The sequence below is a fragment of the Streptomyces sp. NBC_01465 genome, assembly GCF_036227325.1.
Classification (GTDB): Bacteria; Actinomycetota; Actinomycetes; order Streptomycetales; family Streptomycetaceae; genus Streptomyces.
Genome location: NZ_CP109467.1, coordinates 6,763,184 through 6,788,993 on the forward strand (window position 1 = coordinate 6,763,184; position 25,810 = coordinate 6,788,993).

Below are 25,810 nucleotides of genomic sequence, written 5' to 3' on the forward strand. Positions count from 1 at the left end.
GCCGTCTCTTCAGGACCCCATCCCAGCAGAACTCCACGCGCCGCGAGATGCTTTCCGCAATGTCTGACGTGCCGAAACGAGACTTCCGATGACGCTGCGCTGTGCCGTACTCGACGACTACCAGAACGCCGCCACCACGATGGCCGACTGGACCCCGCTGACCGACCGGGTCGAAGTGGTCACCCACCCCGAACACTTCCCCACGGAGGATGAACTGGCAGCCGCGCTGGCCGAGTTCGACATCGTGGTCACACTCCGCGAACGCGTCCCCTTCCCCGCCACGCTCCTCGCCCGCCTGCCCCGCCTGAAACTCCTGATCGCCTCAGGGATGCGCAACTCCGTGATCGACTTCGACGCGGCGAGGGCCCACGGCATCACGGTCTGCGGCACGGCGAGCGCGGGCACCCCGCCGGTGGAACTGACCTGGGCCCTGCTCCTGGGCCTGGCCCGCTCGATCGTCCCCGAGGCCACCGCCCTGCGCACCGGAGGCCCCTGGCAGAGCACGGTCGGCGCGGACCTGGCAGGCAGGCGCCTGGGCATCCTCGGCCTGGGCAGGATCGGCAGCAAGGTGGCGAAGATCGCCCGGGCCTTCGACATGGAGGTCACGGCCTGGAGCCAGAACCTCACGAAGGAACGAGCGGAGGAAACAGGCGCAGTGTTGTCGCCCTCCCTCCCCACTCTCCTCTCCACCAGCGACTACGTCTCGATCCACCTGGCCCTGAGCGACCGCACCCGAGGCCTCCTGGGCCCCGCCGAACTGGCCCTACTCAAACCGACCGCGTACCTGATCAACACCTCACGCGCGGCGATCGTCGACCAGCCCGCCCTCATCGAGACCCTCCGCGAGGGCCGCATCGCAGGAGCGGCCCTGGACGTCTACGAAACAGAACCACTCCCCACCAACGACGAGCTCCGCACCCTCCCGCGCCTCCTCGCGACCCCACACCTCGGCTACGTCTCCCAGCAGAACTACCGCACCTACTACACGCAGGCAGTGGAGAACATCGAGGCGTACCTGGCGGGCACACCCACGCGCCGCATCGACTAACCCCCGAACCGCTTCCGATACGCAGACGGACTGAGCCCTGTCTCCCGCTGCATCAGCGCCCGCAGATTGGCCCCGGACCCCAGCCCACTGCGCTGCGCCACGACGTCGATCCGCTCCTCACCCCGCTCGATGAGCCGGCAGGCGAGCGCAACGCGCTCCCCGGTGAGCCAGGCCAGAGGGGTGGTACCGAGCTGCGCCCGAAACCGCCGGTGCAAGGTGGCCTGACTGACGGCGGCCCGAGCCGCGAGCCCGGCCACGGTCAGCGGCTCCCCGAGCCGCTCCTGGGCCCAGACGAGAACAGGAGCCAGCGACGCATCCGGCACATCGGGCACGGGCCGCTCCACAAACTGTCTTTGCCCCCCATCACGATGGGCAGCAAACACAAGCCGCCGGCTGACGGAATTGGCAACCTCGGCCCCATGATCACGCCGCACCAGATGCAGCCCGAGATCGAGCGCGGCAGCGCTGCCCGCGGCGGTGAGGATGTCCCCGTCATCGACAAAGAGCACATCGGCCTCGAGCCGTACGGCAGGAAAGCGCTCCCGAAAGGAATCGGCCCACTGCCAGTGGGTGGTGGCCCGCCGCCCGTCCAGCACCCCGGCCTCGGCCAGCGTGAAGGCCCCACTGCAGAACCCCACCAGCCGGGCCCCCCGCGCATGCGCCCGCCGTACGGCATCCAGAACGGCGGGACGCCGCGGCACATCGGTGTCGGGCCGATTGGGCACGATCAAGGTGTCGGCACGCTCGGCAGCCTCGAGCCCGGCAACCCCGGTGAGAGTGAAGAACCCGTCCCGCATCACCGTGCGCGGCACGGGCGAACAGAGCCCGAAGTCGTACAGCTCCCGCCCCAGCTCCGGCCTGCGCAGCCCGAACACCTCGGTGGCGCACCCGAGCTCAAAAGGATTGGAGTTCTCGTCGACGATCACGACGACCCGATGGAGTTGCGAGGATCCTTGCGCCATATGCGATTTCTAGCACTGGCGACAGCCCCGCACACCTCCCATGCTGTTGACACATGCCCACCAACCCGACAGACCTCCACCAGGCCCTGACCGCATTCGACGAGCTGTGGAGCCCCCGCATCGTCGGCCACGTCAATGACTACGACGTACGCATCGCCAAGGTGGAAGGCGAACACGTCTGGCACGCCCACGACCACACCGACGAGTTCTTCCTCGTACTGGACGGCGAACTCCACATCGACCTGCGCGAGCCGACGGGCGAGCGCACGGTGACGCTGGCCAAGGGATCGGTCTTCACGGTCCCCAGGGGCACAGAACACAAACCGCACGCGCCCACCGGCGCATCGATCCTCATGTTCGAGCCCACGGGCACACTGACGGTCGGCGACCGTCACGAGGCGGTCCCGGACCATGTAGATGTGACGACAGGTCACCGAGTTGACGCGGAACCTCAGAGTCCGTAGTGTCCTCCGAGTTGCCAGGGAACCTCAAGGGTTCCGTGACAGCCATCCCGCCGCGAAAGCGGCAAACAAACTCAGCACGACATCCCACCGGGGACAATTTCGGCATGCCGAAATTGATAACCGAGACTCGATTATGAGTCACCGGGGAAAACCGCTAGAGTTTGAGACGTCGGAACGGCCCAACAGCCGGAAAGACAAACCCACTTCGACTGGGAATCAGGCCCGAAAGGATCTGATAGAGTCGGAAACGCAAGACCGAAGGGAAGCGCCCGGAGGAAAGCCCGAGAGGGTGAGTACAAAGGAAGCGTCCGTTCCTTGAGAACTCAACAGCGTGCCAAAAGTCAACGCCAGATATGTTGATACCCCGGCCCACTTCGGTGGGTTGGTGGTTCCTTTGAAAAAGACCTTGTCTCTTAACTGAAGGCAAGGCAACACAGCGAGGACGCAGTGAACGGTCGGTCCTATTCCGACATGACCGTTCCGCTCTTCCGATGTGTGGTCCCGATTACGGGAAAACATTCACGGAGAGTTTGATCCTGGCTCAGGACGAACGCTGGCGGCGTGCTTAACACATGCAAGTCGAACGATGAAGCCCTTCGGGGTGGATTAGTGGCGAACGGGTGAGTAACACGTGGGCAATCTGCCCTTCACTCTGGGACAAGCCCTGGAAACGGGGTCTAATACCGGATAACACCGGGTTCCGCATGGGACCTGGTTAAAAGCTCCGGCGGTGAAGGATGAGCCCGCGGCCTATCAGCTTGTTGGTGGGGTGATGGCCTACCAAGGCGACGACGGGTAGCCGGCCTGAGAGGGCGACCGGCCACACTGGGACTGAGACACGGCCCAGACTCCTACGGGAGGCAGCAGTGGGGAATATTGCACAATGGGCGAAAGCCTGATGCAGCGACGCCGCGTGAGGGATGACGGCCTTCGGGTTGTAAACCTCTTTCAGCAGGGAAGAAGCGAAAGTGACGGTACCTGCAGAAGAAGCACCGGCTAACTACGTGCCAGCAGCCGCGGTAATACGTAGGGTGCGAGCGTTGTCCGGAATTATTGGGCGTAAAGAGCTCGTAGGCGGCTTGTCACGTCGGTTGTGAAAGCCCGGGGCTTAACCCCGGGTCTGCAGTCGATACGGGCAGGCTAGAGTGTGGTAGGGGAGATCGGAATTCCTGGTGTAGCGGTGAAATGCGCAGATATCAGGAGGAACACCGGTGGCGAAGGCGGATCTCTGGGCCATTACTGACGCTGAGGAGCGAAAGCGTGGGGAGCGAACAGGATTAGATACCCTGGTAGTCCACGCCGTAAACGTTGGGAACTAGGTGTTGGCGACATTCCACGTCGTCGGTGCCGCAGCTAACGCATTAAGTTCCCCGCCTGGGGAGTACGGCCGCAAGGCTAAAACTCAAAGGAATTGACGGGGGCCCGCACAAGCAGCGGAGCATGTGGCTTAATTCGACGCAACGCGAAGAACCTTACCAAGGCTTGACATCGCCCGGAAAGCCGTAGAGATACGGCCCCCCTTGTGGTCGGGTGACAGGTGGTGCATGGCTGTCGTCAGCTCGTGTCGTGAGATGTTGGGTTAAGTCCCGCAACGAGCGCAACCCTTGTTCTGTGTTGCCAGCATGCCCTTCGGGGTGATGGGGACTCACAGGAGACTGCCGGGGTCAACTCGGAGGAAGGTGGGGACGACGTCAAGTCATCATGCCCCTTATGTCTTGGGCTGCACACGTGCTACAATGGCCGGTACAATGAGCTGCGATGCCGCGAGGCGGAGCGAATCTCAAAAAGCCGGTCTCAGTTCGGATTGGGGTCTGCAACTCGACCCCATGAAGTCGGAGTTGCTAGTAATCGCAGATCAGCATTGCTGCGGTGAATACGTTCCCGGGCCTTGTACACACCGCCCGTCACGTCACGAAAGTCGGTAACACCCGAAGCCGGTGGCCCAACCCCTTGTGGGAGGGAGCTGTCGAAGGTGGGACTGGCGATTGGGACGAAGTCGTAACAAGGTAGCCGTACCGGAAGGTGCGGCTGGATCACCTCCTTTCTAAGGAGCATCTAGATTCCGCAAGGAATCCAGAGCCACTACGTCGGCAAATGTTCGACGGTGGTTAGCTCATGGGTGGAACGTTGACTACTCGGCACGGTCTCTTCAGCACAACAAGTACTGCTTCGGCGTGGAACGTTGAGCGAAGAGGGATCGGGTCGGGCACGCTGTTGGGTATCTGAAGGTACGGGCTGTAAAGCCTTGTGTCTTCGGTTGCCGGCCCCGGTAAAGCACCGCGTGAGTGGTGTGTGATGGGTGGTTGGTCGTTGTTTGAGAACTGCACAGTGGACGCGAGCATCTGTGGCCAAGTTTTTAAGGGCGCACGGTGGATGCCTTGGCACCAGGAACCGATGAAGGACGTGGGAGGCCACGATAGTCCCCGGGGAGCCGTCAACCAGGCTTTGATCCGGGGGTTTCCGAATGGGGAAACCCGGCAGTCGTCATGGGCTGTCACCCATACCTGAACACATAGGGTATGTGGAGGGAACGAGGGGAAGTGAAACATCTCAGTACCCTCAGGAAGAGAAAACAACCGTGATTCCGGGAGTAGTGGCGAGCGAAACCGGATGAGGCCAAACCGTATGCGTGTGATACCCGGCAGGGGTTGCGCATGCGGGGTTGTGGGATCTCTCTTTCACAGTCTGCCGGCTGTGAGACGAGTCAGAAACCGTATGGATAGGCGAAGGACATGCGAAAGGTCCGGCGTAGAGGGTAAGACCCCCGTAGCTGAAATTCATGCGGCTCGTTTGAGAGACACCCAAGTAGCACGGGGCCCGAGAAATCCCGTGTGAATCTGGCGGGACCACCCGCTAAGCCTAAATATTCCCTGGTGACCGATAGCGGATAGTACCGTGAGGGAATGGTGAAAAGTACCGCGGGAGCGGAGTGAAATAGTACCTGAAACCGTGTGCCTACAAGCCGTGGGAGCGTCGCTGGCAGCACTTGTGCTGTCAGTCGTGACTGCGTGCCTTTTGAAGAATGAGCCTGCGAGTTAGCGGTGTGTAGCGAGGTTAACCCGTGTGGGGAAGCCGTAGCGAAAGCGAGTCCGAATAGGGCGATTGAGTTGCACGCTCTAGACCCGAAGCGGAGTGATCTAGCCATGGGCAGGTTGAAGCGGCTGTAAGAGGTCGTGGAGGACCGAACCCACCAGGGTTGAAAACCTGGGGGATGACCTGTGGTTAGGGGTGAAAGGCCAATCAAACTCCGTGATAGCTGGTTCTCCCCGAAATGCATTTAGGTGCAGCGTCGTGTGTTTCTTGCCGGAGGTAGAGCACTGGATAGGCGATGGGCCCTACCGGGTTACTGACCTTAGCCAAACTCCGAATGCCGGTAAGTGAGAGCACGGCAGTGAGACTGTGGGGGATAAGCTCCATGGTCGAGAGGGAAACAGCCCAGAGCATCGACTAAGGCCCCTAAGCGTACGCTAAGTGGGAAAGGATGTGGAGTCGCAGAGACAACCAGGAGGTTGGCTTAGAAGCAGCCACCCTTGAAAGAGTGCGTAATAGCTCACTGGTCAAGTGATTCCGCGCCGACAATGTAGCGGGGCTCAAGCGTACCGCCGAAGTCGTGTCATTCCAGCACATACCCCCAACGGGGGCTGGGATGGGTAGGGGAGCGTCGTGTGCCGGGTGAAGCCGCGCCGGAAGGCAGTGGTGGACGGTTCACGAGTGAGAATGCAGGCATGAGTAGCGATACACACGTGAGAAACGTGTGCGCCGATTGACTAAGGGTTCCTGGGTCAAGCTGATCTGCCCAGGGTAAGTCGGGACCTAAGGCGAGGCCGACAGGCGTAGTCGATGGACAACCGGTTGATATTCCGGTACCCGCTTTGAAACGCCCAATACTGAATCAGACGATGCTAAGCCCGTGAAGCCGTCCTGATCTCTTCGGAGTTGAGGGAAGTGGTGGAGCCGGTGACCCAGATCTGTACTAGGTAAGCGATGGGGTGACGCAGGAAGGTAGTCCAGCCCGGGCGGTGGTTGTCCCGGGGTAAGGGTGTAGGCCGTGTGATAGGCAAATCCGTCACACATTAAGGCTGAGACCTGATGCCGAGCCGATTGTGGTGAAGTGGATGATCCTATGCTGTCGAGAAAAGCCTCTAGCGAGTTTCATGGCGGCCCGTACCCTAAACCGACTCAGGTGGTCAGGTAGAGAATACCGAGGCGTTCGGGTGAACTATGGTTAAGGAACTCGGCAAAATGCCCCCGTAACTTCGGGAGAAGGGGGGCCATCACCGGTGATGAGTCTTGCACTCTGAGCTGGGGGTGGCCGCAGAGACCAGCGAGAAGCGACTGTTTACTAAAAACACAGGTCCGTGCGAAGCCGTAAGGCGATGTATACGGACTGACGCCTGCCCGGTGCTGGAACGTTAAGGGGACCGGTTAGTGACCTTTCGGGGTTGCGAAGCTGAGAACTTAAGCGCCAGTAAACGGCGGTGGTAACTATAACCATCCTAAGGTAGCGAAATTCCTTGTCGGGTAAGTTCCGACCTGCACGAATGGCGTAACGACTTCTCGACTGTCTCAACCATAGGCCCGGTGAAATTGCACTACGAGTAAAGATGCTCGTTTCGCGCAGAAGGACGGAAAGACCCCGGGACCTTTACTACAGTTTGATATTGGTGTTCGGTTCGGCTTGTGTAGGATAGGTGGGAGACTTTGAAGCTGTGACGCCAGTCATGGTGGAGTCGCCGTTGAAATACCACTCTGGTCGTGCTGGATGTCTAACCTCGGTCCGTGATCCGGATCAGGGACAGTGTCTGATGGGTAGTTTAACTGGGGCGGTTGCCTCCTAAAGAGTAACGGAGGCGCCCAAAGGTTCCCTCAGCCTGGTTGGCAATCAGGTGTTGAGTGTAAGTGCACAAGGGAGCTTGACTGTGAGACCGACGGGTCGAGCAGGGACGAAAGTCGGGACTAGTGATCCGGCAGTGGCTTGTGGAAGCGCTGTCGCTCAACGGATAAAAGGTACCCCGGGGATAACAGGCTGATCTTCCCCAAGAGTCCATATCGACGGGATGGTTTGGCACCTCGATGTCGGCTCGTCGCATCCTGGGGCTGGAGTCGGTCCCAAGGGTTGGGCTGTTCGCCCATTAAAGCGGTACGCGAGCTGGGTTTAGAACGTCGTGAGACAGTTCGGTCCCTATCCTCTGTGCGCGTAGGAATATTGAGAAGGGCTGTCCCTAGTACGAGAGGACCGGGACGGACGAACCTCTGGTGTGCCAGTTGTCCTGCCAAGGGCATGGCTGGTTGGCTACGTTCGGAAAGGATAACCGCTGAAAGCATCTAAGCGGGAAGCCTGCTTCGAGATGAGTATTCCCACCCCCTTTGAGGGGTTAAGGCTCCCAGTAGACGACTGGGTTGATAGGCCAGATGTGGAAGCCCGGTAACGGGTGGAGCTGACTGGTACTAATAGGCCGAGGGCTTGTCCTCAGTTGCTCGCGTCCACTGTGTTAGTTCTGAAATAACGAACAACCGTGTCCATATCCGGTAGTTCAATTTCATAGTGTTTCGGTGGTCATAGCGTTAGGGAAACGCCCGGTTACATTCCGAACCCGGAAGCTAAGCCTTTCAGCGCCGATGGTACTGCAGGGGGGACCCTGTGGGAGAGTAGGACGCCGCCGAACTTCTTTTAGATGGGAAACCCCCGCACCTTTTGGTGCGGGGGTTTTCTGCGTTCCGGGGGTTGTGCGAGTCGAAGTGGCGGGGGCGCTCGTCTTACGTCACCATGCGGGCAACAGCGGCCGATGGGTTCGGAGGAGTGCGCATGCCGTTCGTGGGACGTGTGGCGGCGGTGGTGCTTCTTCTCCTTGCTGGCTGCGTCGGCCTTCCGCCGGGCGTTGCCGGGGCGGCTGACAGTGGCAGCAAGGGATTGTCGGTGACCGTCACGCTCACCTCCCTCAGTCCTGCTGTGCCGGCCGCCGGAGACACTGTGACGGTCAAGGGCAGCGTGAAGAACACCGCTGCCACCGCTGTGACGGGGCTGCATGTAGGGGTCCGGATGGGGGAGGGGAAGCCTCTTTCCGGGCGTAAGGGGATTGCGGACGTTGCTGGGCGCAGTAAGCCGGTGAGTGCCGACGGGGATGAGATTTCCGGGCATCTCGACGATGTCGGGGATGTGGCTGCGGGGAAGAGCGCCGATTTCAGCGTGGCCGTTCCGGTGAGTGCGCTGGGAATGGACAAGGCCGGGGTGTACGAGTTCGCCGTCGATGCGCAGGGGACTTCGGACGGGGCGGAAGAGACGGAGACCCTCGGAATCACGCGGACGTTTCTGCCCTGGTATCCGAGCGGCACCAGCGCCGAAGCCACCCTGGTGAGTGCCGTGTGGCCGCTCACCGCCACCCCGCACATCAACGCCTGGTCGATGGCGAACGGGGAGGACAAGGGCGAGGCCGTGTTCAGTGATGACACGCTTGCCGATGATCTCGGGGACGGCGGGCGGCTCGACGACGCCGTGCGGGCCGCGGGCGATCTACCCGTCACTTGGGTGGTTGACCCTGAGCTGCTGGCCGAGGCGAGCGCCATGGCTGCGGGGTATCGCGTTGCCTCCTCGCCCGACGACTCCGGGCAGCAGGCCGTGCAGGACAACACCGCCGGCAGCGGGCGCAGTGCGGCCTCCTCCTGGCTGAAGCGGTTGAAGAGCGCCGTGAGCGACGACGCCGATGTGGTGTCGCTTGCGTACGGGGATCCGGATCTGGCGTCCGTGGCCCATCACGGGGGCGGCGTGGACGGGCTCATGGAGCTGCTGAAGCAGGCGGGGAGCAGTGGGGTTGCCGAGGTCGAGGATGTGCTGGGGGTGACTCCGGAGACCGGGGTCGCCTGGCCCGCAGACGGGGTGGTCGACACCGGCATCGTGGGGCTGGCCAAGTCGCTCGGGTCCAGTGCCGTTGTCACGTCGGGCACGCAGGTGCCAGGGAGCGCGCCGGTGCAGGACACCAGCTCGGGGACCACCGCTCTCGTCGCCGATTCCACCCTGGGCGGCGTACTCGGTGACGACTCCGGTCAGGTCCTCGTCGAGCAGCGTGTGCTGGCCGAGACGCTCGCCGTCACGCTCACCTCGCCCAAGGACCGTGCGGGGCTGTTCGTGGTGCCGCCCCGGCAGGTGTCGGGGGACGCCGTGCAGGGGCTCGGAGCGGCGCTGGAGGCCGCGCAGGACGCCGGGTGGGTCAAGGGCCTGACGCTGGATCGGTTGCGTACGGACATGGCCGCACCGGCGGGGGAGGTCGCGGTGCCGGCGGTGTCCGCCTATCCCGCCTCCGAGGCCGCCGACGAGATCTCCGCCGATCAGCTGCAGAGCCTGGTGGACCAGAAGGGGCGGCTGGAGACTCTGCTGCCTCTTCTCACCGAGCCGGACCGCGTGGAGCAGCAGACGCAGGCGGCGATGGCGTCCGGGCTCTCCACCGCCTGGCGGGCCGACCAGACCAAGGGCGATGCGTACCGGACGGGGCTCGCCGACTCGATCACTGCGTCTCTCGGGGCCGTACATCTGGTGCAGAAGTCGAAGGTCACGCTGTCCGGGGACAGCGGGAAGCTGCAGGTGTCCGTCGACAACGGGCTGCAGCAGAAGGCGCAGGGGCTGGAGCTGAGGCTGACCTCTCAGGCGCCGATGCTGGAGCTCGGGGACGTGCCCGATCTGTCGCTGACGGCCGCGGCGGTGAGCACCGTGTCGGTGCCCGTCGCCGCGCGCAGCAACGGTCAGGCGCAGGTGACCGCGCAGTTGTACCGGACCGACACCGGCGAGGCCTGGGGGGATCCGGTCACCTTCACCGTCGAGGTGACGTCCATCCAGACCGGGGCCCTGTGGGTCGTCGGGGGCGGTGTGGTGCTGATGCTCGTCGCCGTGGGGCGGATCGCCTGGGTGCGGCGGAAGAAGGGGAAGGGCGGCGGTTCGGCTACACCGCGATGACCGTGACGCCCGCTTCCTCGAAGCGGGCCTTCGTCTCGTCGGTGATGCCGGTGTCCGTGACCAGGGTGTCGACCTGCTCCGTGGTGCAGATGCGCGCGAAGGCGCGCTGGCCGAGCTTGGTGGAGTCCGCGGCGACGATGACGCGCTCGGCGCGCTCGCACAGGAGGCGGTTGATGCCGGCCTCGTCCTCGTGGTGGGCGGCGGCGCCGTGGGTGACGTCGAAGCCGTTCACGCCGAGGACCGCGGTGTCCATCGTGATCTGGGAGAGGACTCCGTCGGCGAGGGGGCCGATGAGCTCGTACGACTGGGGGCGGGCCACTCCGCCGGTGACGACGATCTTGAACTGGGGGCGGATCGCCAGCTCGTTGGCGATGTTCAGGGCGTTGGTGACGATGGTCAGCGCCGGGGTGCCGGAGGCGAGGTCGGGGCGTACGGCCAGGGCGCGGGCGACCTCCGTGGTCGTCGTGCCGCCGGTCAGGCCCACTGCCTCGCCCGGGGTGAGGAGCGCTGCCACGGCCTCGGCGATGCGCTGCTTCTCGGAGGCGCGGCGGGCCGTCTTGTAGCGCAGCGGGAGTTCGTAGCTGACGCCGTGGACGACGGCGCCGCCCCGGGTGCGTACGAGCATCTGCTGCTGTGCGAGCTGGTCGAAGTCGCGGCGGATGGTGGCCGCGGAGACGTCGAGGGCCGTGGCTGCTTCTTCTACGTCCAGGCGGCCCTGTTCGACGAGCAGCTCCAGGAGGGCCTTCCAGCGTGCGTCACGTGACATGGAGCGACCTTAGCTCAGAAACTGATGCTTGATTCTGCTCGGAAGTGCGCAGTATCTTGCAGAAACAAGCATTGGATGCGTGAGGGGTGGAGTACGGCGTGAGCCATGTCCTGGATGAGTTGAGCAGTCAGCCCGAGTGCTGGGAGCGTGCTGCCGCGCTGGCGGTGGAGCACGCGGACGCGCTGCCCGCGGCGGGTGAGCGGGTCGCGATCGTCGGGTGCGGTACCTCCTTCTTCATGGCGCAGGCCGTCGCCGTGCTGCGCGAGGAGTCGGGGCAGGGGGAGACCGACGCCTTCGCCGCATCGGAGTTCCCGTACGGGCGGACCTACGACCGGGTGATCGCGCTGACCCGGTCGGGCACCACGACCGAGGTTCTCGAACTGCTGGGGAAGGTGCGCGGGAAGGCGCGGACCCTCGCGATCACCGGGGACCCCAAGACGCCGATCATGGACGCGGCGGACGACGTCGTCGTCATGGAGTTCGCCGACGAGAAGTCCGTCGTGCAGACGCGGTTCGCGACGACCGCGCTGACGCTGCTCCGGGCCCACCTCGGGCTGCACAGCGACGTGGTCGTCGCCGATGCGCGGACCGCGCTCGCCGAGCCGCTGCCCGAAGGGCTCGTGGAGTGCACGCAGTTCACCTTCCTCGGGCGCGGCTGGAGCGTCGGGCTCGCGCAGGAGGCCGGGCTGAAGATGCGTGAGGCGTCGCTGTCGTGGACTGAGGCGTACCCGGCGATGGAGTACCGGCACGGGCCCATCAGCATCACCACGGAAGGGACCGCGACGCTGATGTTCGGCGAGGCTCCCGAGGGGCTGGCCGAGCAGGTCGGCGCCACCGGGGGGATGTGGGTGGCCGGCGGGCTGGACCCGCTCGCCGAGCTCGTACGGGCACAGCGCCTGGCCGTCGCCGTCGCGGACCTCAAGGGGCTCGACCCGGACCTGCCGCGGCACCTGACGCGCTCCGTCATCCTCGACGAGGGCTGAGCCGATGCCGCTGGTGGGGAGTGGGGACCTGGTCGCCGGTGCGGCCGCCCGGCAGGGTGCCGTCGCCGCGTTCAACGTCATCACGCTGGAGCATGTGGAGGCGGTGATCGCGGGGGCCGAGGCCGTCGGGGCGCCCGTCATCCTGCAGATCAGCGAGAACGCGGTGAAGTACCGGCGCGGACAGCTCGAGCCGCTGGCGCGGGCCGCCGCGGAGGCCGCTCGACTGGCCGGTGTGGACGTCGCGTTGCACCTGGACCATGTGAAGAGCGACGCCCTGCTGCGGCAGGCGGCCGCTGCCGGGTTCAGCTCGGTGATGTACGACGCCGCGCACCTTCCGTACGCGGAGAACCTGGCCGCCACCCGGGCCGCCGCCGACTGGGCGCACGCCCAAGGGCTGTGGATCGAGGCCGAGTTGGGGGAGGTCGGCGGCAAGGACGGGGCCGCGCCGCTGGATGCGCACGCACCCGGGGCGCGTACCGATCCCGAGGAGGCGCGGGCCTTCGTCGCCGAGTCGGGGGTCGACGCGCTTGCCGTCGCGGTGGGCAGTTCGCACGCGATGACCTCGCGCACCGCCGTGCTCGACCATGAGCTGCTGGGGCGGCTGAGCGGTGCGCTCGATGTGCCGCTGGTGCTGCACGGGTCGTCCGGGGTGCCGGACGGCGAGCTGGCGGCCGCGGTGCGCGGCGGGATCGCGAAGGTCAACATCGGGACCGCGCTGAACATCGCGATGACCGGGGCGATACGCCAGGTGCTGGCCGAGCGGCCGGATGCGGTCGACTCGCGCAAGTACCTCACGGCCGGGCGGCAGGCGATGGCGGAGACCGTCAGCACGCTGATCGGGGTGCTGGGCGGGGCCGTGGTGCCTGCCTCCCGGACAGGGGTCTAGCGCAGTCGGTTACCTGGGCTCCAGGAGATCCCAGCGGTTGCCGTAGAGGTCCTCGAAGACCGCGACCGAGCCGTACGGCTCGTGGCGCGGTTCTTCCAGGAAGCGGACCCCCGAGGCGGACATCCGGGCGTGGTCGGCGGCGAAGTCCTCGGTGTGCAGGAAGAAGCCGACCCGGCCGCCCGTCTGCGCGCCCACCGCCGACTGCTGGGTCTCGTCCTTGGCGCGGGCCAGCAGGAGGCCGGTGCCGGGGGCTCCGCCCGGCGGGGTGACGACGACCCAGCGGGTGCCGTTGCCGCGGTCGGTGTCCTCGGTCAGCTCGAAGCCGAGGGCGTCGGTGTAGAAGGCGATCGCCTCGTCGTAGTCGCGGACGACGAGGGTGATGAGTGCGATGTGGGACATGGGGCTAGGTTATACGTACCACTTTGCTTCGCCTCGTGGTGCCCAGGGGGTGATCGCGCGGAGTCGCTTGTACTGCTGGGGGTCCGGCCCGCGGCGAAGCCGCATTCGGGCGCAGTGTCCCCCGGGAGAATGCAGCACGTACCACGTGGGAGGGTGGCGGGGTGATCCGTACTGATCTTGTGGAGCGCGCCCGTGCGCTCGCCGGGGCCGGGCAGCGCCGGATCCTGGGCATTGCCGGGGCGCCCGGCGCCGGGAAGTCCACCCTGGCCGCCGGGCTCGTCGACGCCCTCGGCGGGCTCGCCGTACTGGTGCCGATGGACGGGTTCCATCTGGCGCAGGCCGAGCTGGAGCGGCTCGGGCGGGCCGGGCGCAAAGGGGCGCCGGACACCTTCGACGCGGGCGGGTACGCGGCGCTGCTCGCCCGGCTGCGTACCCCTGACGAGGACGTCGTGTACGCGCCCGCCTTCCACCGGGACCTCGAGGAGGCCGTCGCCGGGGCCATCGCCGTGCCGGCCGGGGTGCCGCTGGTGATCACCGAGGGGAACTACCTGCTGCACTGGGAGCGGGCGCGGGCGCTCGTCGACGAGGTGTGGTTCCTGGAGCTCGGCGCGGAGGAGCGGGTGCGGCGGCTCGTCGCGCGGCATGTGCGGTACGGCAAGGAGCCCGCGGAGGCCGAGCGGTGGGTGCGTACCTCCGACGAGGCCAACGCCCGGCTCGTCGCGGCGGGCCGGGCGCGCGCCGATCTCGTCGTGACGGGTCAGTAGGCCACGCAGATACGGGACTTGGGGTGCGTGGGCATCTCCAGCTCGTCGACGAAGGCGACCGCGTAGTCCTCCGCCGAGATGTGGCTGTCGCCCTCGGGGCCCGTGAGCAGCTGGTCGCCGCCCAGGCGGTAGGAGCCGGTGCGGGTGCCCGGCTGGATCAGGGCGGCCGGGGAGACGTACGTCCAGTCCAGGTCGTCCACCGTGCGGTACAGGTCCAGGACGTCGCCGTGCGCCAGCGCTTCGGGCTTCACGGCCTCCGGGAAGCCGGGGGTCGTCACCAGCTGTACGCCCGGGGCGACTTCGAGGCTGCCCGCGCCGCCGACGACCACCAGGCGGGGCGCGCCCGCGGCCCGTACGCCCTCGATCAGCGACTTGTTGGCGGCGACGAACGGACCCGAGGGCTCGGAGCCGTCGCGCGGCGGTGCGAGCGCCGAGGCCACCACGTCGTGTCCTGCGGCCAGTTCGGCGACCCTGGCCGGGTCCGAGGCGTCGGCGGTGACCAGGGTCAGTCCCTCGGCCGTTCCCTCGGGCGACCTGCCGGAGCGGGTGGCCGCCGTGACCGTGTGACCGCGCCGGACCGCCTCGGCCGTGATGCGGCTGCCGACCATGCCCGTGGCGCCGAAAAGGAGGATCTTCATGGAGGAATCGTCCCCCGGTGGCGCACCGGTCGCATCCGGGGCGGCCGCCCGGCAGGATTGTGGCCATGGATGCTGCCGAGCCCACACCTTTCACCGCTGACGACTACCGCGCCCGTATGGACCGCGCCGCCCGCAGCGCGGCCGACGCGGGGCTCGCCGGGGTGCTCGTCGCGCCCGGTCCCGACATGGTCTACCTCACCGGTTACGCGCCGACCGCGACCACCGAGCGCCTGACCCTGCTGGTGCTCGCCGTCGGACAGGACCCGGTTCTCGTCGTGCCGACCCTGGAGGCGCCGGACGCCGAGCACGCCGTGGGGGCGTCCGTGCTGACCCTGCGCGACTGGACCGACGGCAAGGACCCGTACGACGTCACCGCGCCGCTCCTCGACGTCGACGGTCGGTTCGGGATCAGCGACAACGCGTGGGCGATGCATCTGCTCGGACTGCAGAAGGAGTTGCCGGGTACGTCGTACGTCTCACTGACGGAGGGGCTGCCCATGCTCCGTGCCGTCAAGGACGCGCACGAGCTGGCGCGGCTCGCGGCGGCGGGGGCCGCCGCCGATGCGACGTACGAGCAGATCCTGAAGGTGCGCTTCGAGGGGCGCAGGGAGACGGACGTCGCGGGTGATCTCGCCGATCTGCTGCGGCAGTTCGGGCACTCGCAGGTCGACTTCACGGTCGTCGGATCGGGGCCCAACGGCGCCAATCCGCACCACGAGGCCGGGGAGCGCGTCATCGAGGGCGGCGACATGGTGGTGCTCGACTTCGGCGGGCTCAAGCACGGGTACGGCTCCGACACCTCCCGTACGGTCCACGTCGGCGAGCCCAGCGTCGCCGAACAGCGGGTGCACGACGTCGTACGGGCGGCGCAGGAGGCCGGCTGCGAGGCCGTGCGGCCCGGGATCGCCTGCCAGGAGGTGGACCGGGTGGCGCGCGCGATCATCACCGAGGCCGGGTACGGGGAGCAGTTCATCCACCGCACCGGCCACGGGATCGGCGTGACGACGCACGAGCCGCCGTACATGATCGAGGGCGAGGAGCAGCCGCTCGTGCCGGGGATGTGCTTCTCCGTCGAGCCCGGGATCTATCTCCCGGGCCGGTTCGGCGTACGGATCGAGGACATCGTGACGGTCACCGAGGACGGCGGGCGGCGGCTGAACGCCACCGCGCGCGAGATGGCCATCGTGGAGTAGGGGGCCGGTGGGTCGCGGGGGTCGCGGGGCTCAGTCGTCGCGCGGCTCGCGGTCGCGGAAGCGGTGGAGCACGTCGTACGGGTACGGCAGCGGGCGGGCGCTCGCCGCGTCCAGCTTCGCCGTCTGATCGGGCGTCAACTCCCAGCCGGTGGCGCCGAGATTCTCCGTCAGCTGCTCCACCGTGCGGGCCCCGACGATGGGCGCGGTGACGGCGGGGCGGCCGAGCAGCCACCTCAACGCTACCTGGGACGGCGTGCGTTCGGCCTCCTCGGCGACCTCCGTCAGCGCGTCGACGACCCGCCAGGTGTGGTCGGTGTCCCGCTCCTGCCAGTCCCCGCTGTTCGCGGAGCGCGAGTCCGCGGGGGCCGCCGTCATGCCGCGCCGGTACTTGCCGGTCAGCCAGCCGCCCTGCAGCGGGCTCCACGGGATGATGCCGACGCCCCCGGCCTCGCTGACCGGGCCCAGCTCCCACTCCACCTCGCGGTGCAGCAGGTTGTAGAGCGGCTGGAGGGCGGTGTACGGCTCCCAGCCGTGCTGCCGGGCGAGGTCGAGGGAGCGCTGGAGCTGGGACGGGGCCAGATTGCTGGCGCCCAGATAGCGGACCTTCCCCGAGCGGACGAGGGTGTCCAGCGTGGCGAGGGTCTCCTCGATGGGGGTCGTCGCGTCCCAGACATGGGTCTGGTAGAGGTCGATGTAGTCGGTGCCGAGGCGGCGCAGGCTCGCCTCGACGGCCGAGACGATGTGCTTGCGGCTCAGGCCGCCGTTGTTCGGCTCCGGGGTCATCTGCCCGAACACCTTGGTGGCGATGACGAGTTGGTCGCGGTCGCGGCCCTTGAGCCAGCTGCCGAGCACCTCCTCCGAGTCGCCGTGGCCGTACATGTCCGCCGTGTCGATGAAGGTGCCGCCCGCCTCGGTGAAGGCGTCGAAGATGCGGTGCGCGCCCGCCTCGTCCCCCATGCCGAAGATCATGGTGCCCAGGCAGAGCTCGCTGACGCGCAGGCCGGTGCGGCCGAGATGTCGTTGCTTCATGCGCAGGACGCTAGGGGGTGTCCGGCGGATCAGGCCACCCTTGCTCGGCGTTGATCCTTTCGCTGCTGGTGAGCGGTGGTCTGGTGCGTGCAGCTGCAAGGCGGAGGAGGGCGACAACGCGGAGCGTTGGCAACTGACGACAACGCCGCAGATGTGCGTGCCAGACCGGCGCGACCGTGGCATGGTCCGCCGGACACCCCCTAGGGGCTGGAGTGCGCTCGAAGGCAAGGGTTTTACGGGGTACGGGTTATGGGCCGAGCACCACGCACGACTGGGGGCGCAGCCTCAACAGGCCGTCCCTGCCCGGGTGTTCGACCGGGTCCCAGGCGGCGAGCACCCGGCCGGGGCCGCCGCCGAGCGGGATCTCCACCGGCTCCTTGGAGAGGTTCACCGCGGTGCGCAGATCGCCCCGGCGGAACACCAGCCAGCGGGCCTCCTCGTCGTACGCCACCCGGATCGCCGCCAGGTCCGGATCGGAGAGGTCGGGCTGGGCGCGGCGCAGGGCCAGGAGGGCGCGGTGCCAGGCCAGGAGGCGGTCGTACGGGGGCTGTGCGGGCTGGGCCCAGTCAAGGCAGGAGCGGTCGCGGGTGGCGGGGTCCTGGGGGTCGGGGATGTCCTCCTCCGCCCAGCCGTGCGCCGCGAACTCCCGCCGCCTGCCCCGCCGTACGGCCTCCGCGAGCTCCGGGTCGGTGTGGTCGGTGAAGAACTGCCAGGGCGTGGTCGCGCCCCACTCCTCGCCCATGAACAGCATCGGGGTGAAGGGCCCGGTGAGGACGAGCGCCGCCGCGCAGGCGAGCAGACCGGGGGAGAGCGTGGCGGAGAGCCGGTCGCCGGTGGCGCGGTTGCCGATCTGGTCGTGGGTCTGGGCGTAGCCGAGGAAGCGGTGGGCGGGGGTGGTGGTGCGCGGGACGGGGCGGCCGTGGTGGCGGGCGCGGAACGTCGAGTACGTACCGTCGTGGAAGAAGGCGTGCGTGAGGGTCTTGGCCACGGCGGCCAGGGGGGCGCGCGCGAAATCCTCGTAGTAGCCCTGGGACTCGCCGGTCAGCGCGGTGTGCAGGGCGTGGTGGAAGTCGTCGTTCCACTGCGCGTGCAGGCCAAGTCCGCCCGCTTCGCGGGGTGTTGTGGTGCCCGGGTCGCCCAGGTCGGACTCGGCGATGAGGAAGAGCGGGCGGTGCAGTTCGGCGGAGAGGGCGTCGACGGCGGCGGACAGCTCCTCCAGGAAGGGGAGTGCGCGGGTGTCGGCGAGGGCGTGCACCGCGTCCAGGCGCAGCCCGTCGAGGTGGTAGTCGCGCAGCCAGGACAGTGCGCTCTCGCGGAGGTAGGCGCGGACCTCGTCGGACCCGGGGGCGTCCAGGTTGACGGCGGAGCCCCACGGGGTGTGGTGGGTGTCGGTGAAGTACGGGCCGAACAGGGGGAGGTAGTTGCCGGACGGGCCGAGGTGGTTGTGGACCACGTCGAGGACGACGCCGAGCCCGTGCGCGTGGGCGGCGTCGACGAAGCGCTTCAGGCCCTCGGGGCCGCCGTACGGCTCGTGCACCGCCCAGAGGGAGACGCCCTCGTACCCCCAGCCGTGCCGGCCGGGGAAGGGGCAGACGGGCATCAGCTCGATGTGCGTGATGCCCAAGTCCCTTAGGTGGGCGAGGTGTTGGGCTGCGGCGTCGAAGGTGCCCTCGTGCGTGTACGTACCGATGTGCAGCTCGTAGAGGACCGCGCCGGGCAGCGGGCGGCCCGGCCACTCCTGCTGCCACGTGTGGGCGGAGTGGTCGACGACGGCGCTGAGCCCGTCGGGTCCGTCCGGCTGGCGGCGCGAGCGCGGGTCGGGCAGCACCTGGGGGCTGTCGCCGAGCGCGAACCCGTACCGCACACCCTCGTCGGCGTCGGCCTGCGCCGACCACCAGCCGGGGCGCGAGGGGTCCCGCTCCATCGGTTCCGTACGGTCCGCCGCGTGCAGCGTGACCCGTTCCGCCTCTGGTGCCCATACGTCGAACAGCATCTCTGGCTCCTCCCCCGGGGAATGGGTCCCCATGCTCGGCGGAAGATGCGATCAAGGTCTAGAGGTTGGGCATAACTGGCGATTAGGGTCCGGGCATGAGCCATAATCCGCTGCCTTCCTTCCCGCCGGATTTCCTGTGGGGAGCTTCCGCCTCCGCCTTTCAGACCGAGGGTGCGTCCGACGCGGACGGCAAGGGGGCGTCCGGCTGGGACCGGTTCGCCGCCGAGCCGGGGCGCATCAAGGACGGCTCCGACGCCTCGCGCGGCACCGGGTTCCACGACCGCTACCGCGAGGACGTCGCCCTGCTCGCCGGGCTCGGCGCGGGGGCGTTCCGCTTCTCCGTGAGCTGGCCGCGCGTCGTCCCCGGGGGCAGCGGTGCGGTCAACGCCGCGGGGCTCGACTTCTACGACCGGCTCGTCGACGAGCTGTGCGCGCACGGCATCACACCTGCCCCGACCCTCTACCACTGGGACACCCCCGTGGAGCTCGACGACGCCGGCGGCTGGCTGCAGCGCGACACCGCCTACCGGTTCGCCGAGTACGCGGGCGTGGTCGCCGAGCGGCTCGCCGACCGTGTCCCCATGTGGATCACCCTCAACGAACCGGCCGAAGTGACCCTGCTCGGCTACGCGTTGGGCGAGCACGCCCCGGGCCGCAAGCTGCTCTTCGACGCCCTGCCCGCCGCCCACCACCAGCTCCTGGCGCACGGTCTGTCCGTACAGGCGCTCCGTGCGGCCGGTGCGTCGAACATCGGGATCGCCGTCTCGCACACGCCCGTCCGGACGGCCGGGGAGAGCGACGCGGACCGGTTCGGGGCCGAGCTGTACGACACGATCTCCAACTGGCTGTTCGCCGACCCGATCCTCACCGGCGCCTATCCGGACGAGAACTTCGCCGCCCTGATGCCGGGCCCGGTCGCCGAGGACCTCAAGATCATCTCGCAGCCCCTCGACTGGTACGGGGTCAACTACTACAACCCCACCCTCGTCGGCGCCCCCGCCACCGAAGCCCTCGACTCCTTCGCCGGATTCGAGATGCCCGCCGAACTCCCCTTCGGCATAAGGGAGATCGAGGGGTACGCGAAGACCGACTTCGGCTGGCCGGTGGTCCCCGAAGGGCTGCACGAGATGCTGACCTTGCTCAAGGCCCGCTTCGGGGACCGCCTTCCGCCGCTGTACATCACCGAGAACGGCTGCAGCTACGACGGCGTGCACGACCCGGCCCGTATCGACTTCCTCGACGGGCACCTGCGCGCCCTGCACACCGCCATGGCCGAAGGAGTCGACGTGCGCGGCTACTTCACCTGGTCGCTCACCGACAACTTCGAGTGGATCGAAGGCGTCAGCCGCCGCTTCGGCCTCGTCCATGTCGACTACGAGACCCTGGAGCGCACGCCCAAGGACTCCTACCGCTGGTACCGGGACGTCATTCAGTCCCAGACCAGGTTGAGCGCGCGCTCGAAGTTGACGTAACCGGCCCGCTCGAAGGCCTTCGCCATCGGCACGTTGGCGAGGTCCGTCGCCGCGCGGATGCGGTCGACGCCCTCCGCCACCAGGATGCGGGTGCCCTCGGCGAGGATGTCGTCGATGTAGCCGTTGCCGCGGTGCGCGGGCAGCACACCGATGTACGCGATGATGGGGTTGTACGTGTTGCGGGCCGGGATCACGAAGCCCACCGGGCCGCCGCCGTCCGGGAGTTCGGCGATGCGCCACCACTCCTGCGGGCTCTTGAACCCCGCGAACTCGTCGTCGTAGTGCAGCTCGGCCGCGGCCCGCGCGCTCAGCCCGGACGCGAGGTCCGCCTGGCCGTGGGCGTCGAGGGTTCCCTCCATGACCGGGGTCATCAGGGCGACGAGGTCCTCGCGGTCCTTCACCGTACGGAAGACGAGACGCGACGTCCCGGTGTCCGCGACCGCCGACTCAGGGGTCCAGCCCAGCCGCAGTCGCTCGACGAGGAACCGGGCGCCGGTGCTCTCCAGAATGCGGGTGCGGCTCTCGACGACGTCGCGGGCCGCCGGGTCGTCGTGCCAGTCCGGCGGCACGAAGCGGCCGTACTCCGGGAGCTTCGCCCCCGCGGGGAAGACCGCGGCCTTCGCGGTTTCGAACAGCCGCAGACCGATCTGCTCGCGCTCGGTGCGGGGCAGCTCGTCGTCCAGGTCGAAGAAGTCGAACTGGAGCGGGGTGTCGCCGCCCGGCGTCGTCCACCAGGAGAGGCGGGCGAGGAGGCGGTCGCCGTCCACGGCCACCCAGGTCCACTCGGGGCGGCGGCTGCCGTTGGCGAAGTCGTCGGCCAGTTCGTGGTCGAGGACATAGGTCAGACGGCAGAAGAGATCGAGCTCCTCGGGGCCGGTCAGCGGGCGGTACGTCACCGATATCGGCGGCAAATCAACTCCAGGGTTTGTGGGATGCAGCGCAGACCGTAGCAGTCGGTGCTGGTCAGGGGGTACGGGATATCCCGGTTCTTCTGGACACCCCGGGCCGGTCGGCCCGACAATCTCCACTGTGACGTCCTCCTCCGAGTTCCACACGTATCCCGCGCGGCTGACCGACGCCGAGCGCGACCGTGTCCTCGGTGTGCTCAAGGAGGGCGCTGCCCAGGGCCGGCTCTCGCACGACACGTTCATGCGCCGCATGGAGCTGGCGCTCGCCGCCCGCAGATCCGACGAGCTGGTGGCGCTCACCGCGGACCTGGAGACCGAGAGCCGCTGGTCGCAGCGGCTGTTCGCGGCGGTGGGCCGGGCGTCCGCCTTCACCGTACGGCTGCGCAGGACCTGGCAGGCCGAGCGCCTCCCGAAGCTGCTGCTGCCCGAACCGGGTCCCTACCCGCTGCGCATCGGACGCGATCCGGTCAACGGGCTGCGCCTCAGCCACGAGACGGTCTCGCGCATCCATGCAGAGCTGAGCGTGCAGGCGGGGATGTGGGTGCTGCGCGACCTCGGGTCGACGAACGGCACCACGGTCAACGGGCGCCGGGTCACCGGCGCGATCGTCGTGAGCGACGGGGACTCGGTGAGCTTCGGGCGGATGAACTTCCGGCTGGCCTCGCGCTGAGCGCTGACCGCTGGCCTGCTGGGCTGTTCCAGGCAATCCCTGAACTCGTTCGAGTGAGTGGGGTGCGCCCGGGGGTCCGCTGTGTCGATGGATGCAGCGTCGCAAGTGATCACTTGCGTACCCCGAGTGCGGAGAACGGTGAAGCGGATGACCAGGTTCAGGGCTTTGTGCGGCGGAATCCTCGCAGCGGGCGCGCTGCTGCTGTCCGGCAGCGGCGTCGCGCAGGCCCAGGAGGCCCGTGCGTACCCCGGCAACTGGATGTACGTCGCGGTCATGCAGGGCGAGGAGGCCCTGGGCAATGTCAGCGGCACGCTGGTGCGCTGTCCGCAGGGCGGCGGCGGGCACCCGCACGGCAAGCAGGCCTGCAAGGAGCTGGCCGCGGTCGGCGGGGACATCACGCGGATGAAGCCCAGGACGGGCGTCATGTGCCCGATGATCTACCAGCCGGTCACGGCGATGGCGTACGGCGTCTGGAACGGTCACCGCAAGGTGTACTCGATGACCTTCTCCAACCCGTGCGTACTGAAGAACGCGACGGGGTCGGTCTTCGGGCTCCGCTGACCCGCCTCAGCAGCTGAACCGGACGGCTGCCGGGGCCTCGGCCAGAGGCTCCGGCAGCCGCAGCGGTCCGCCGCCTGGGGTGATCCTGCCCAGGACGCGGCCGCCCTCGGCCCCGGTGCAGCTGGGCAGCGTGCCCGGCAGACCGTGTGCGGTGAACCAGCCGAGCAGGGCGAACGCCGCCGCCTCCTTGGCCGCCGACGGCAGACCCAGCGCGTCGGAGCGCACCACCTCAACACCCGGCAGCAGCGCGCCGATCCGGCCCGTCAGCACCGGGTTCTCCGCACCGCCGCCCGACACCACCAGGGTCCGCAGACCGCAGTCCCGTACGGCGTCGGCGACCGTACGGGCGGTCAGCTCGGCGAGCGTGGCCAGCAGGTCCTCGGCCGCGAGGGCGGGACGCGCGGCCAGGTGCCCCGCCAGATAGCCGGCGTGGAAGAGCTCCTTGCCGGTGGTCTTCGGGGGCTCGCGCCGGTAGTACGGCTCGGCGAGCAGCGCCGTCAGCAGCTCCTCGTCGATTTCTCCCGCCGCCGCGAGCCTGCCGTCCTCGTCGTACGGAATACCCGTCGCGGCCAGCGCCGCCGCGTCCATCAGCGCATTGGCCGGACCGGTGTCGAAGGCGAACGGGGCACCCGAACCCGCCCCGACCACCGTCACATTGGCGATCCCGCCGAGATTCAGCGCGCCCGCGGGGCCCGGCAGTCCGGCCAGGAGCAGGGTGTCGAGCAGGGAGACCAGGGGAGCACCCTGGCCGCCCGCCGCCACGTCCGCCGTCCGTACGTCCGAGACCACGGGCACGCCCAGACGCTCGGCGATCCAGGCGGGCTGGCCCAGCTGGAGTGTGCCGCGCACCGTGCCCTCGTCCACCCAGTGGTACAGGGTCTGGCCGTGGGAGCACACCAGGTCCACCGGGCCCGCTGCCGCCACCGAGGCGGCGGCAGCGTCGGCGAACGACTGCCCGATCAGGGTGTCCAGGCGGCAGACAGTGGCCAGCGACACCTCGTGCGGGGGCAGTGCGGCCAGGATCTCGGCGCGCAGCGCGTGCGGGTAGGGGTGCTGCGACATGTGGACGAGATGGCCCACCAACGTGCCGCCGTCCAGGGCGAGTTCGACGACCGCCGCGTCGATGGCGTCGTGCGAGGTGCCGGAGCTGAGTCCGAGGATCTTCATGCCGGGCGGCTCTTCCGTTCGGTCCCCACGCCGGCCGCGTGGTGCAGTGCCGGGCGGCCGCAGTCGCCGGCGACGTCCGGGGTCCCGTCCGGGGCGTGCGTGGCGGCCGGTGTGGAGAGGTGGTTCTCGTCGTACACCCGGCCGATGATCCCCAGCCGCTTGCTTCACCGCAAGAGGCGCGTGGATCTTCGCCGTGACGGAACCCCGGGCGGTCCCGGCCTCCTGGCCACCGGTACCGTACTGCTCCGCCGCTGCCTCGCCGACCAGCACGAACGGGGCCTGCCGTCCGCCCGAGAGGACCCGCCATGCCGTCTGCGCCCGCTCCGTCCCCCGAACTCCTCGCCCTCGCCGACCAGGTGCTGCAGCCCGGCTTCCGGGGCACCACCGCCCCCGACTGGATCCGCCGCAGGCTCTCCGGCGGGCTCGCCTCCGTGCTGCTCTTCGGGGGCAACGTCCGCGACCGCGCACAGACCCTGGCGCTCACCGACGCCCTGCGCGTCGAGAACCCCGACGTCCTGATCGCCGTCGACGAGGAGGGCGGCGACATCACCCGCCTCGAGGCCGCGACCGGCTCGTCCTACCCCGGCAATCTCGCCCTCGGCACCGTTGACGACCCCGAACTCACCGCCGCCGTCGCCCACTCCGTCGGCGGCGAGCTGCGCGCCGTCGGGATCGGGCTCGACTACGCGCCCGACGCCGACGTCAACTCCAACCCCGGCAACCCGGTCATCGGCGTCCGCTCCTTCGGCGCGGATCCGGACCTCGTCGCCCGGCACACCGCCGCCTGGATCCGCGGCATGCACGACGCCGGGGTCGCCGCCTGCGCCAAGCACTTCCCCGGCCACGGCGACACCGACACCGACTCCCACCTCGCCCTGCCCACCGTCGCCATGGACGCCGACCGCATCGCCGAACTGGCCCTTCCGCCGTTCCGCGCCGCCGTCGCCGCGGGCGTCCGCGCGGTCATGACCGCCCATCTGCTGATCCCCGCGTACGACACCGAGCACCCGGCCACCGTCAGCCCCCGCATCATCACCGGCCTCCTGCGCGAGGAGCTCGGCTTCGAGGGGCTGATCGTCAGCGACGCCGTCGAGATGCAGGCCGTCAGAGCGCGTTACGGACTCACCGGTGCGGCCGTGCGGGCGCTCGCCGCCGGAGTGGACCTCGTCTGCCTCGGCGACCGCTCGGAGGACGCCGAGTACGCGCAGCTCCGTAGCGCCGTCGTCGACGCGGTCGTACGCGGAGAGCTCCCCGAGGCCCGCCTCGCCGAAGCCGCCGCCCGCGTCACCGCCTTCGCCGCCTGGCAGCGGGCGCTCGCCGCGTCCGTACCCGCCCCCGTGCCGGACCGGGCGCTCGGGCTCGATGCCGCGCGCCGTGCGCTGCGGGTCACCGCCGCCGACCCTGCCGTGCTGCCGCTCCAAGTCCCGCCTGTTGTCGTCGAGTTCGGGGTCCCCGGCACCGTCGTCGAGGGCGACGGCGTGCCCTGGGGGCTCGGCGGCGCGCTCACCGGCCTCATGCCGGGCACCGTGCGCACCACCCTGCCCGCCCTCGCCCCGTACGACCCCGACCGTGCCCGCGAGATCCTCGCCGGAGCGGAGGGGCGGCCGCTGGTCCTGGCCGTACGGGACGCCCACCGCAGGCCCGCCGTACGGGAGTGGCTCGACGCGCTCCTCGCCGCGCGGCCCGATGCGGTCACCGTCGAACTCGGCGTCCCCCAACCGGACTCCGGCGCCACCGGAGCAGCCCGGATCGACACCCACGGCGCGGCCCGCGTCTGCGGGCAGGCGGCAGCCGAGGCACTCGCCGGGAGGCGGCTCGCAAGCTGAGCCCGAGGGCACCTGCGGTGACACGGAGCGCGGCGCCCGCCGTATTGCGCTTCCACGCTCCCTCGGCGCACAGTCGAGAAGGTGTTGACGGCCCGGGCGGCCGCCGTGATCATCGCCTGGTGGACCGATTCCCGCG

General features: G+C 68.4%; 20 protein-coding genes and 3 rRNA genes. 14 read left to right on the forward strand and 9 right to left on the reverse strand.

Annotated elements, in window-relative coordinates; translation table 11 throughout:
- Positions 1 to 88 precede the first annotated feature (88 nt).
- On the forward strand, positions 89 to 1,048 hold the full coding sequence (locus tag OG707_RS31775) for a D-2-hydroxyacid dehydrogenase family protein (RefSeq protein WP_329124444.1): 960 nt from the start codon (positions 89 to 91) through the stop codon (positions 1,046 to 1,048).
- Here the strand turns inward: OG707_RS31775 and OG707_RS31780 are convergent.
- Positions 1,045 to 2,010 (reverse strand): GlxA family transcriptional regulator, encoded by a 966-nt coding sequence (locus OG707_RS31780; RefSeq protein WP_329124447.1) that lies wholly within the window; start codon positions 2,008 to 2,010, stop codon positions 1,045 to 1,047. The two genes, OG707_RS31775 and OG707_RS31780, sit on opposite strands and share 4 nt — an antisense overlap.
- A gap of 53 nt (positions 2,011 to 2,063) precedes the next feature.
- Here OG707_RS31780 and OG707_RS31785 point away from each other — a divergent pair, with 53 nt between their 5' ends.
- From OG707_RS31785 to OG707_RS31805, 5 genes are all read left to right on the forward strand, one after another.
- Positions 2,064 to 2,474 carry a cupin domain-containing protein gene (locus tag OG707_RS31785; RefSeq protein WP_329124449.1) on the forward strand — a complete coding sequence of 137 codons (411 nt, stop codon included), beginning with the start codon at positions 2,064 to 2,066 and terminating at the stop codon, positions 2,472 to 2,474.
- A gap of 518 nt (positions 2,475 to 2,992) precedes the next feature.
- Positions 2,993 to 4,518, forward strand: a 16S ribosomal RNA gene (locus tag OG707_RS31790).
- A gap of 302 nt (positions 4,519 to 4,820) precedes the next feature.
- Positions 4,821 to 7,946 (forward strand): 23S ribosomal RNA (locus OG707_RS31795).
- A gap of 77 nt (positions 7,947 to 8,023) precedes the next feature.
- Positions 8,024 to 8,140 (forward strand): 5S ribosomal RNA (gene rrf / locus OG707_RS31800).
- Together the 16S, 23S and 5S rRNA genes form the textbook arrangement of a ribosomal RNA operon.
- 440 nt (positions 8,141 to 8,580) lie before the next feature.
- The gene (locus OG707_RS31805; RefSeq protein ID WP_329124451.1) at positions 8,581 to 10,419 is read left to right on the forward strand and encodes a hypothetical protein; all 1,839 of its coding nucleotides are present in this window, start codon (positions 8,581 to 8,583) and stop codon (positions 10,417 to 10,419) included.
- On the opposite strand, the gene OG707_RS31810 is transcribed toward OG707_RS31805, so the two are convergent.
- Positions 10,406 to 11,185, reverse strand: coding sequence for a DeoR/GlpR family DNA-binding transcription regulator (locus OG707_RS31810; protein WP_329124453.1), 780 nt, complete (start codon positions 11,183 to 11,185; stop codon positions 10,406 to 10,408). The two genes, OG707_RS31805 and OG707_RS31810, sit on opposite strands and share 14 nt — an antisense overlap.
- A 98-nt stretch (positions 11,186 to 11,283) precedes the next feature.
- Between OG707_RS31810 and OG707_RS31815 the strand changes: the two genes are divergently transcribed.
- Together OG707_RS31815 and OG707_RS31820 are read left to right on the forward strand one after the other, a co-directional pair.
- The gene (locus OG707_RS31815) at positions 11,284 to 12,168 is read left to right on the forward strand and encodes an SIS domain-containing protein (protein WP_329124455.1); all 885 of its coding nucleotides are present in this window, start codon (positions 11,284 to 11,286) and stop codon (positions 12,166 to 12,168) included.
- A 4-nt stretch (positions 12,169 to 12,172) separates the two neighbouring features.
- The gene (locus OG707_RS31820; protein ID WP_329124457.1) at positions 12,173 to 13,054 is read left to right on the forward strand and encodes a class II fructose-bisphosphate aldolase; all 882 of its coding nucleotides are present in this window, start codon (positions 12,173 to 12,175) and stop codon (positions 13,052 to 13,054) included.
- 9 nt (positions 13,055 to 13,063) lie between these two features.
- Here the strand turns inward: OG707_RS31820 and OG707_RS31825 are convergent, their stop codons facing one another.
- A complete protein-coding gene (locus OG707_RS31825) occupies positions 13,064 to 13,453 on the reverse strand; it encodes a VOC family protein (RefSeq protein WP_329124459.1) in 390 nt (129 codons plus the stop codon).
- 161 nt (positions 13,454 to 13,614) lie between these two features.
- On the opposite strand from OG707_RS31825, the gene OG707_RS31830 reads away from it, so the two are divergent.
- Entirely contained in the window at positions 13,615 to 14,217 is a 603-nt protein-coding gene (locus tag OG707_RS31830) for a nucleoside/nucleotide kinase family protein (protein WP_329124461.1), read from the forward strand.
- On the opposite strand, the gene OG707_RS31835 is transcribed toward OG707_RS31830, so the two are convergent.
- A complete protein-coding gene (locus tag OG707_RS31835) occupies positions 14,211 to 14,855 on the reverse strand; it encodes an NAD(P)-dependent oxidoreductase (protein ID WP_329124463.1) in 645 nt (214 codons plus the stop codon). The genes OG707_RS31830 and OG707_RS31835 overlap by 7 nt on opposite strands.
- Positions 14,856 to 14,920: 65 nt before the next feature.
- Here OG707_RS31835 and OG707_RS31840 point away from each other — a divergent pair, with 65 nt between their 5' ends.
- Entirely contained in the window at positions 14,921 to 16,048 is a 1,128-nt protein-coding gene (locus tag OG707_RS31840; RefSeq protein WP_329124465.1) for an aminopeptidase P family protein, read from the forward strand.
- 30 nt (positions 16,049 to 16,078) lie between these two features.
- On the opposite strand, the gene OG707_RS31845 is transcribed toward OG707_RS31840, so the two are convergent.
- Together OG707_RS31845 and treZ are read right to left on the reverse strand one after the other, a co-directional pair.
- Positions 16,079 to 17,077 carry an aldo/keto reductase gene (locus OG707_RS31845; protein ID WP_329124468.1) on the reverse strand — a complete coding sequence of 333 codons (999 nt, stop codon included), beginning with the start codon at positions 17,075 to 17,077 and terminating at the stop codon, positions 16,079 to 16,081.
- Between the two features lie 247 nt (positions 17,078 to 17,324).
- On the reverse strand, positions 17,325 to 19,070 hold the full coding sequence (gene treZ, locus OG707_RS31850) for a malto-oligosyltrehalose trehalohydrolase (protein WP_329124470.1): 1,746 nt from the start codon (positions 19,068 to 19,070) through the stop codon (positions 17,325 to 17,327).
- A gap of 95 nt (positions 19,071 to 19,165) precedes the next feature.
- Here treZ and OG707_RS31855 point away from each other — a divergent pair, with 95 nt between their 5' ends.
- Entirely contained in the window at positions 19,166 to 20,542 is a 1,377-nt protein-coding gene (locus tag OG707_RS31855) for a GH1 family beta-glucosidase (RefSeq protein ID WP_329124472.1), read from the forward strand.
- Here OG707_RS31855 and OG707_RS31860 read toward each other — a convergent pair.
- Positions 20,500 to 21,453, reverse strand: a complete 954-nt coding sequence (locus OG707_RS31860) for a GNAT family N-acetyltransferase (RefSeq protein WP_329124474.1) — start codon at positions 21,451 to 21,453, stop codon at positions 20,500 to 20,502. The two genes, OG707_RS31855 and OG707_RS31860, sit on opposite strands and share 43 nt — an antisense overlap.
- Before the next feature lie 118 nt (positions 21,454 to 21,571).
- Here OG707_RS31860 and OG707_RS31865 point away from each other — a divergent pair, with 118 nt between their 5' ends.
- Both OG707_RS31865 and OG707_RS31870 read left to right on the forward strand, forming a co-directional pair.
- Positions 21,572 to 22,120: a DUF1707 and FHA domain-containing protein gene (locus OG707_RS31865; protein WP_329124476.1), complete on the forward strand. Its 549-nt coding sequence runs from the start codon at positions 21,572 to 21,574 to the stop codon at positions 22,118 to 22,120.
- Between the two features lie 147 nt (positions 22,121 to 22,267).
- On the forward strand, positions 22,268 to 22,681 hold the full coding sequence (locus OG707_RS31870; RefSeq protein WP_329124478.1) for an SSI family serine proteinase inhibitor: 414 nt from the start codon (positions 22,268 to 22,270) through the stop codon (positions 22,679 to 22,681).
- Between the two features lie 6 nt (positions 22,682 to 22,687).
- Here the strand turns inward: OG707_RS31870 and OG707_RS31875 are convergent, their stop codons facing one another.
- Both OG707_RS31875 and OG707_RS31880 read right to left on the reverse strand, forming a co-directional pair.
- On the reverse strand, positions 22,688 to 23,848 hold the full coding sequence (locus OG707_RS31875) for an anhydro-N-acetylmuramic acid kinase (protein ID WP_329124480.1): 1,161 nt from the start codon (positions 23,846 to 23,848) through the stop codon (positions 22,688 to 22,690).
- On the reverse strand, positions 23,845 to 23,985 hold the full coding sequence (locus OG707_RS31880; RefSeq protein ID WP_329124482.1) for a hypothetical protein: 141 nt from the start codon (positions 23,983 to 23,985) through the stop codon (positions 23,845 to 23,847). The genes OG707_RS31875 and OG707_RS31880 overlap by 4 nt, the downstream gene beginning before the upstream one ends.
- Before the next feature lie 168 nt (positions 23,986 to 24,153).
- Between OG707_RS31880 and OG707_RS31885 the strand changes: the two genes are divergently transcribed.
- Positions 24,154 to 25,674: a glycoside hydrolase family 3 protein gene (locus OG707_RS31885; RefSeq protein WP_329124483.1), complete on the forward strand. Its 1,521-nt coding sequence runs from the start codon at positions 24,154 to 24,156 to the stop codon at positions 25,672 to 25,674.
- The last annotated feature ends 136 nt before the right edge of the window (positions 25,675 to 25,810 follow it).